Consider the following 7,433-nt stretch of genomic DNA (forward strand, 5'->3'; position numbering starts at 1 on the left):
GTGGGATGATCAGTAGCACAAAGCTCTTTATCATCGCCACCAGTATACGAGCTGTTAAACGCACGGTTAAAAATATTACCATGTACATTTTCCTTGGTCTGCCGCATGGAAAAAGCAAGAGCCTCAGAACGCTTCTGGCTTACCTCTTCGTACATATTGTCGTCTTTCTCTTCCCTGGTTACAATATAACCAAGGCCATAGACGACATGAACGTACCGCTTGATAAAGCCCTGGGAGTGCGAAGTATAAGAAACCCCACTGCCCTGGTTTTTCACCGGTGCCAACCCAAAGCCGGTAAGCTGCACGTCTTCTTCATGGTTTTTGTCAGATGATTGCACATCGAAAAGTTCTGAGAACTCTTCTTTGTGCTTATCATAACTCGCCCCGAACCCATATATGTTCAGATGAAATCGCTAATTTCATCCCGCCCTAAGGCTGCTGCATATTACTATGCAGATCAGACTATATCACTATCCTGCGAGGAAACAGGACATCCACCATTTCCACCGGCTTCGGTGTACTTGCTTTCGCAATAGTCGTTGAACCTTGACAACACATATCTCTTGTGATGAGTTTGTTTTCCATTAAGAACCGCGAGCATAAGATTATGACTTAAATTATTTTTCCGGCAAAATTCACGCAATCCATGAATTTTCTCTTTTTTCCCATTTGGATGGGTAACTATATATTTGCCAGCTTTCCAGTGATGACATCCCGTAGGTTTTCCACAAGGCCATTCATCTAATAATCTTTTTGTAGCCACAATTTTTTTGCCCCAGGTAATTTCACGGCCAATAAACATTTTGCTCAATTTTTCTCTTGTTTCTTCGGAAACAAACTCACCTCCATCAGTCATATTATAACCATTTTTAAAGGAATCAAATTTTTTGATATATTGTGCTTCAAGAACCGAAAGCATATTCTTATCCTTTACAGTCTCTAAAACTTCATATTCAAAATTTTCAATTCCATATTTTCTCATAGCTAAATATAACCGATGATCCCTCTCACCAAGATTGAACCGATATTTATGTTCTGACCAACGGCGGATAATCCCTTGAGTCGTAAGTCCTATGTACGATTTTCCGTTAATTTTGTTGGTTATTTTATAAATTTGGTTCATATGTTGTCCTTGGCTGCTGATTGTCCCAAGGGGAGTTCCCAGCAATTAGATGGATTTTAAAAGCGCAAAGTTCACGCTTTTACACCTGGCCACAGGGATTTTGGGTGATTACCCGTAGAAATTACACCTGCCATAATTTATTCTCCTTTATACGCCAGTGGCGCCTTCTTCTGTTGAGTTGTCAGTATCAATAGCCCTGAAACTATGCAGACTGATAAGCACTTTCCACTTGGCATTAACCGCTGTAAGATCATTGTCTTCCCTGTCCACGCCGCCAATAATCAAAAGTTGATAACTACCGTCTGCGGAAGGACTGGTTGAAGCGCCAGAATCCATCTCAACACCACTTATCCCATAAGTTGTATCGAGTGAGTGAGTTTTAACAATTACCGCATTAAGTCCAATAGAATCACTACTCAAGGCCGAATCGCTGCATCCCTGAATTTCAAAAATCACATCAGGATCACAGCACACATTGACATATCCGCTATCCGCTGAAGCAATATAAAGCTTATCAAGATTGTCAGGATCAGGTTCTACCGATGTAATAACACCAGTAATTTTATTTTCTGCTCCCGCTGTTGCCAGAACCACTTCCGGATAGCCATTATTTCCTGAGCCGTTCCATACAACCGGATCACCTATACCCAAGTCGCCCGCTGTAGCATCAACCCGGAATTTTCGAGTAACCCCGTTCCATGGAGAGCCGTTAAGATGTTCAATCGGCTTCAGCCCAAAAGGGGTATCAGAATTTGACATTTTTAAATCTCCTTATTTGTTAATCAAGTATCCCTTTTTATAGAGATACCGCTTTCAGGTATATAACCTTTTTGGCCAAGGGAATTTTGAAGCCTTCCCTCGGCAATCGCCTTATCCACTTTGTCAACTTCTTTCTGTTTTTCTTTTTGATCTGACTTATATGTGTCCTTGTCAATCATCATAAGATAAGCCCTCATCGGTTCACCACTTTCATGTGTACCAACCACTTGGGAAATATATGATCCAAGGTCTGAATTTGAACTTTCTGCGCCTTCTCCGGTTTCTGTCTCATTCTTTCTTACAAATTCATACCCGCCTTCCTGGGCCGACTGCAATCTGCCGGGTTTATCATTTATCCACCTGGCAACCTTATCATTTGGCACATCCTGTACCGTCATTTTTCGGTGCGGGGACCCGAGCGGGACTCGTTTTTTTCTGTCTTGTTTTCTTGGTCTTGCCATTTGCTTTTCTCCTTATTCTTCGTCAGCGAAAAATTCTTCGACATATTGATCTTTGGTCATAAGTCCTTGTTTTACAAACTTATCACAAGCATCTTTTGCCTCTTTGGGAAGATTGTTATAGGATTTTTTCTTCCCGGCTTTTTCCGGAGGTACATCGCCTGTATCAACAGAAGAAGTCTCTCGCCTTTTATTTGAAAATTTATCAGGGAATTTTTCCTTTACCTGCTTTTCGATTTCAGCCAAGTGTTCCGGCTTCGGACCACCATCGTTTGCAGCAAGATTATTTGCCACATATTGAGCATATCCATAAAGTTCCGGGTTCTCGGGGCTGCACCATGTATTTTTGGAAAACCATTCCTTTTGCGTGGTTTGAAAATCATTCTCTGTTTCCTGATTTTCGGGTAAATCAATCTGACTTGGTTTTTCCAGTTGATCCTTTTGCTTTTCAAGCTTTTCCCATGTGTCTCCATCACCCTCTTCAACCGCAGTTTTCTGCTGTTTACGAATGGTTTCAAGCGCCCGATTATATTCACGTTCGCTTACTTTTTGGTGCATATCAACCACTTTTTTCATAGTATCCCGTAAACTTTGAAGCTCTTTCTTGGTCGTCCCGAGTTCGGATTCAAGTTTCTGATTGGTGGATTTTAAAATAGGCATAATCTCATCTGTTCGCCTATTCCACTCCTCAGCCGGAACCCATTTTTCGGGATCTCCCTTAAACTCTTCTTTCGGTGCCCAACCGGTCATACGGGCGCGTTCCTCAGTTTTAGGATCGCTTTGTGGTGCTTCTTCTTCTCTCTCTTCGGCTTCTTCACTCATTTTCTATCTCCTTTAAAATCAGTGTAATGTCTTTGTCGTTTACGACTCGATACTCCTTGCTTTCTTCTTTATCTTTCATTACATAACCGGCATGCTTATTTAAAAGCACCCGATCACCTACTTGTGGGACGGAACCAAGCCATTCTTCAAAGGCGTTGCCGCCCACAGCAATTATGGTCGCTCTGTCTTGTGCAATTTGTTCCCGGTCTCGCACGTTTTCCGGGATAATAATTTTGCCCCTGTATTCTTCAACAGGGTCCGGCAATACAAGCACTTTATATTCAACCGGTAAAAACTTGTCTTTTGCGTCCATGTCTGTTATCCTTTCTGTTTGTTATTCATTTATAAAATATCTGTCTATTTCCCTTAAAGTTTTTAATTCCCCGATAATTCCTGCATATAAAGCCTGCGTTCGTTGCGGATTCTCATAATCAAGAGCAACGGCATTACCTAATTGATGCTCAAGATCGATTATCATTTTCTGAACCCTTTGCCGCAGATTTTGAGTTTCCGGATGAGTTAGCCATGCGCTGAACTCGCTCATTCATTATCCTTTCTTGTGCTGAATCCATTAATTTTGTTTGTTCTTTTAAAACCTCAAGTTCAGGTTTTGCTCGCTCATAATCAGCTTTTGCATATGCCTGATCTGCATTTGCAGCCGCTTCTTCCGCTTCAGCCAGGGCTTTTTCGGCCATTGCAACAACCTTTTGCATATTAGCCTTATCAACAACCATTTTCCATTCAAATTCCTGTTCCTTTAACTGCTGATCCCGTTCTTTTAATACAAGTTCCGGGTCTGGTTGGTTTAAAGCCTCGTCGGGCAGCATAAACCTATCAACTTCCGGCATGCCTATTGCCTCTAAATAATATCGCCTGATTTCCTGATCATTTAACCCGGAACCCAAAAGCTCCATTACAGCCTGTGCTTTTATTAATTTCTGTGTATCAGAAACTTCTTTCGGGTCTGATACAGGCACGACATCAACCGCATCCATGTTATAATCCATCCGGGTAACTGCCTGAAGATCGTCCATTACCCGAAAATATTCTTCTTCCGGTAAATAAATAGCGTTTAATCGGTAAAGTTTTTTAAATTCTTCTTTTAAACTGCGATGAATACGCTTATAAACCGAGCCAAAAACCTGCATCCCCTGTTCTATAAGGGCCATTGTAGTGGTTGGAGAAGCGTTTGCCCCTTGTGATTGTCCGGTCATAACCTCAGCCACAGAAGACATCTTTTCCCCGGACTCTATCAGGGTCCCAAGCATGGAAAAAAGTACCGATGAGGGTTCTTTTACAGGCAATGGAAATATGTTTTTGCGTAAATCATCACCTGGAATACTTACTTCCTTCCATTCACCTAATTTAAACTGTAAATCCCGACCCTTGCCCTTGGATAACTGCGCTCCCTTGCCAATAAAACCGGCATTTGAGTTATACAGAGTCCCGGAGTCAATTATTTGGTTTATAAGCGAGTTTATAGCTTCGTTAATCGGGTTAAGCATATTGCCAAAACCCATGCCACGGCTACCGCCATCAGGTGACGGGAAAAACACCGTTTGTGTATAATATTGGGTTGGCACAATTTTTGCTATACGTTTGCCATCATCGGTATAATAAACATCCCTTTGCTCAAATCTCGGATAAATCCGGGCCACTTTTTTGCTGTCTTTATGATATGTTACAATATACGGTTCCTTGTATCCGTCTTCGTCGAGGTCTAAGAACCGGTGCTGTTCGATAAAAAGTAGGGGGGAGTCTTCATCCTGTTCGTCCTGGCGCTTATCACTGCCCATATTCTCGCTGTATTCCTGATCCAGGAAATGTTTTGTGCGCTTTTTTTCTTCAACATCGTTAGGATATAAATATATTTTTTCCGAAACTCTTGCCGCAGCACGGGCAGATTTGGCCCAATAATTCATTACAATAAATTCAGACAATACCCGGCACGATTTATTTCGCTTTAATATCGAATCAAAATACGTCTTTTTCCATTCTTCTCCAATTATTGGCAATGTGGTAAGCGCCCGGTCAAGGTCTTCTTCCCATTCCTCCATCTGCTCGGTTAACTGCCAACTCATATGTTTGCTAATTCGTTCGGCAATGGCAGATTTTTCGCCCGGTATCATCTGCTGCGGGTTCTGAGGATTCGGCAAAGCATCATTCCCAATAACCTTTGCCTTTACAACTTCTTTTCCCTTCATAATGGCCGGGTATGCCCTTGAAGCAAACTGAGTTGCAGCCACATTTAAAAGTGGATATTTTACGTTTGAAGCGCCCTCGAACGGAAAATTCTTTTTCTCATAAACCTGCATGGCAAGCTTGATGGCTGGTTCGGTTCTTTGCCACCAATCACTACAACTTTTAAAGTCAACCTCGTATTCCCGGTCTGCCGCCTCACCAATTTCTGCAAGCTTATCATCGTCAACATATCGGGCCAGGTTGGTTTCGTATGCTTTTTCCGTGTATATGAAATTTTTTAAATCCATTAATACCCCGTCACTGCGCTTCTACCACTGTTTACTGCCATAGCCGGCATAAAGTCATCATCTTCATCCGGCATAGTTCTTGCTATTTTATGAAACATCATGCAAAGATAGCGAGTGCTATCCATTAAGTGGTCGTTATTCTTGACAATTTGACCCCTTTCATTTCTCCTGTAAAGCCGAAACTCGTCAAACCAAGGACGGCAGCTTTTAAACACTTTTAATTTCCCGGTTGAAAGCATATTCCAAACTTTTAAAATGCCGGCCTCAACAGCATTATCGGCTTTATAAATCTCTCCAAGTAAGTTCATATATTCATCAAGAACCTTTTTGCCGTCTAATTGAGAAGACCCTGCACTATTTGGATCTATGGTGCCCGGAATCCAGTCGCCTCTTGCTTTAATAGACTGTGCATGAACCACAGGTTCCGCTTTTCCACGTTTATAGGTACTGTAAATATATAAAACATCAGATTCCTTGTCATAAGCTGCCCACGGGGCGGCGGTCCAATTCCAGCCCACGTCTAAGCCATAAGCCCTCGGCCACCAGATAGGAATTTCAAAATCATCCACACTAACATCTTCTTCATCAATGGGATATATTGCCCCACTGCCTAATTGCGGCACACCCTTCGTCCGGGCTTCCCTCTGATAAACCGGAATTTCGTTCCACAGCCGGTCCCGTTCCTCCTTGGTCAAATGCGGCACATCATCCCATGTGGCAAAAATAACAAATCGGTTGCCGAAATACATGCCATCAGAGCCAGGCATCCGGCCATCAGGCATAAAACCAAGCACAACCTCGCTCATGCCTTCCAACGGGGTAAAAGTACACAAAACATGACCCGCAGCACGAGTCCGGTCTGTAGAAATAGTTCTTGTCACACACTCGCCGAATACCCCCGGAGTCGGCTCTTCATCCAACCAGATAATATCAACCTCGTCAGACTCAAAAGCCTGCCGTTCCTCAGCATAAGCCTTAAATTTTATTACAGCCTTAGTTCCACTCACATGCTCTACATAACAGGTATCAACCGCACCGGTCGTACCAGACTTCATGGTCATGTTTTTACGGTCTACCTTATCACCAGGAAGCATACCAGTACCCAAAGAATGCAACTCGCCAAGCATTTTTCTCTGCAAAGTGTCCCGTGTTTTGGTTGTGGTCTTGCCGGAAATCCAGATCACAGGAGCATATTTAAACCGAGCGCCCTCCCACCAGGAGGGATACTCGCCAGTGGCATGTAAGGTAAGTTCATAGGCGCCCACACCTTCTGTTTTGCCGGTACGGTTCCCCCCCATAAAAGCTTTTATATTTACATCAGCACCAGCCTTAAAAAACTTTAGATGAGGTTGATACAACTCCCTACGCAGGGGGCCCTCGTCAGGATAAAATTGTGCAATCCGGTTCGTCTTCTTACGCCGAGCAAGTTCATTTACAAGATCAAAAAACTCCTTGTTCTTTTCATCAACTGACATTTACTATTATCTCATAATATTTGACTGAGTAATCAGTCAGTTTTTTAATACACCATAAAACGGGACTTTTTCGTTTGTCAAGAGTTTTTTTGTTTTTGGGGTCCTTTTCAGAAAAAATTATTTAAGCCATGTTATTTTTCCAACATTCCAATATGAAACTTCAAAATTGCACCTTGCACACCGAACCGTATGAATCGAATCTTTTAAAATATTAAACTCCTCAGAACCGCATCTTTTACAGACAATCTTTTCTTCTTTAACATTATGAGGTTCTTTTGCCTGCCAACAACCTTGATTTTGCAACTCT

At 42.4% G+C, this 7,433-nt stretch carries 9 protein-coding genes; all 9 read right to left on the reverse strand.

What is annotated here, in order from left to right:
• A partial coding sequence (locus KGY70_14475; GenBank protein ID MBS3776397.1) for a hypothetical protein occupies nt 1-338 on the reverse strand: 338 nt, incomplete at its 3' end.
• A 119-nt stretch (nt 339-457) separates the two neighbouring features.
• On the reverse strand, nt 458-1,168 hold the full coding sequence (locus KGY70_14480; protein ID MBS3776398.1) for a GIY-YIG nuclease family protein: 711 nt from the start codon (nt 1,166-1,168) through the stop codon (nt 458-460).
• Nucleotides 1,169-1,270: 102 nt separating this feature from the next.
• Nucleotides 1,271-1,882: a hypothetical protein gene (locus KGY70_14485; GenBank protein MBS3776399.1), complete on the reverse strand. Its 612-nt coding sequence runs from the start codon at nt 1,880-1,882 to the stop codon at nt 1,271-1,273.
• 23 nt (nt 1,883-1,905) lie between these two features.
• The gene (locus tag KGY70_14490; GenBank protein ID MBS3776400.1) at nt 1,906-2,343 is read right to left on the reverse strand and encodes a hypothetical protein; all 438 of its coding nucleotides are present in this window, start codon (nt 2,341-2,343) and stop codon (nt 1,906-1,908) included.
• Between the two features lie 12 nt (nt 2,344-2,355).
• On the reverse strand, nt 2,356-3,162 hold the full coding sequence (locus tag KGY70_14495; GenBank protein MBS3776401.1) for a hypothetical protein: 807 nt from the start codon (nt 3,160-3,162) through the stop codon (nt 2,356-2,358).
• The gene (locus KGY70_14500) at nt 3,155-3,475 is read right to left on the reverse strand and encodes a hypothetical protein (GenBank protein ID MBS3776402.1); all 321 of its coding nucleotides are present in this window, start codon (nt 3,473-3,475) and stop codon (nt 3,155-3,157) included. Before KGY70_14500 ends, KGY70_14495 begins: the two co-directional genes overlap by 8 nt.
• A gap of 148 nt (nt 3,476-3,623) precedes the next feature.
• A complete protein-coding gene (locus KGY70_14505; protein ID MBS3776403.1) occupies nt 3,624-5,651 on the reverse strand; it encodes a hypothetical protein in 2,028 nt (675 codons plus the stop codon).
• Nucleotides 5,651-7,126: a terminase family protein gene (locus KGY70_14510; GenBank protein MBS3776404.1), complete on the reverse strand. Its 1,476-nt coding sequence runs from the start codon at nt 7,124-7,126 to the stop codon at nt 5,651-5,653. Before KGY70_14510 ends, KGY70_14505 begins: the two co-directional genes overlap by 1 nt.
• Nucleotides 7,127-7,243: 117 nt before the next feature.
• On the reverse strand, nt 7,244-7,433 hold a 190-nt coding region (locus tag KGY70_14515; protein ID MBS3776405.1), incomplete at its 5' end, for a hypothetical protein.

This window comes from Bacteroidales bacterium (genome assembly GCA_018334875.1).
GTDB lineage: Bacteria > Bacteroidota > Bacteroidia > Bacteroidales > UBA12077 > JAGXLC01.

Excerpts from the sequence above, each read along its gene's own strand:
- KGY70_14485 (MBS3776399.1), bottom strand. The coding sequence starts at position 1,882 with ATGTCAAATTCTGATACCCCTTTTGGGCTGAAGCCGATTGAACATCTT.
- KGY70_14490 (MBS3776400.1), bottom strand. The coding sequence starts at position 2,343 with ATGGCAAGACCAAGAAAACAAGACAGAAAAAAACGAGTCCCGCTCGGG.
- KGY70_14495 (MBS3776401.1), bottom strand. The coding sequence starts at position 3,162 with ATGAGTGAAGAAGCCGAAGAGAGAGAAGAAGAAGCACCACAAAGCGAT.
- KGY70_14500 (MBS3776402.1), bottom strand. The coding sequence starts at position 3,475 with ATGGACGCAAAAGACAAGTTTTTACCGGTTGAATATAAAGTGCTTGTA.
- KGY70_14505 (MBS3776403.1), bottom strand. The coding sequence starts at position 5,651 with ATGGATTTAAAAAATTTCATATACACGGAAAAAGCATACGAAACCAAC.
- KGY70_14510 (MBS3776404.1), bottom strand. The coding sequence starts at position 7,126 with ATGTCAGTTGATGAAAAGAACAAGGAGTTTTTTGATCTTGTAAATGAA.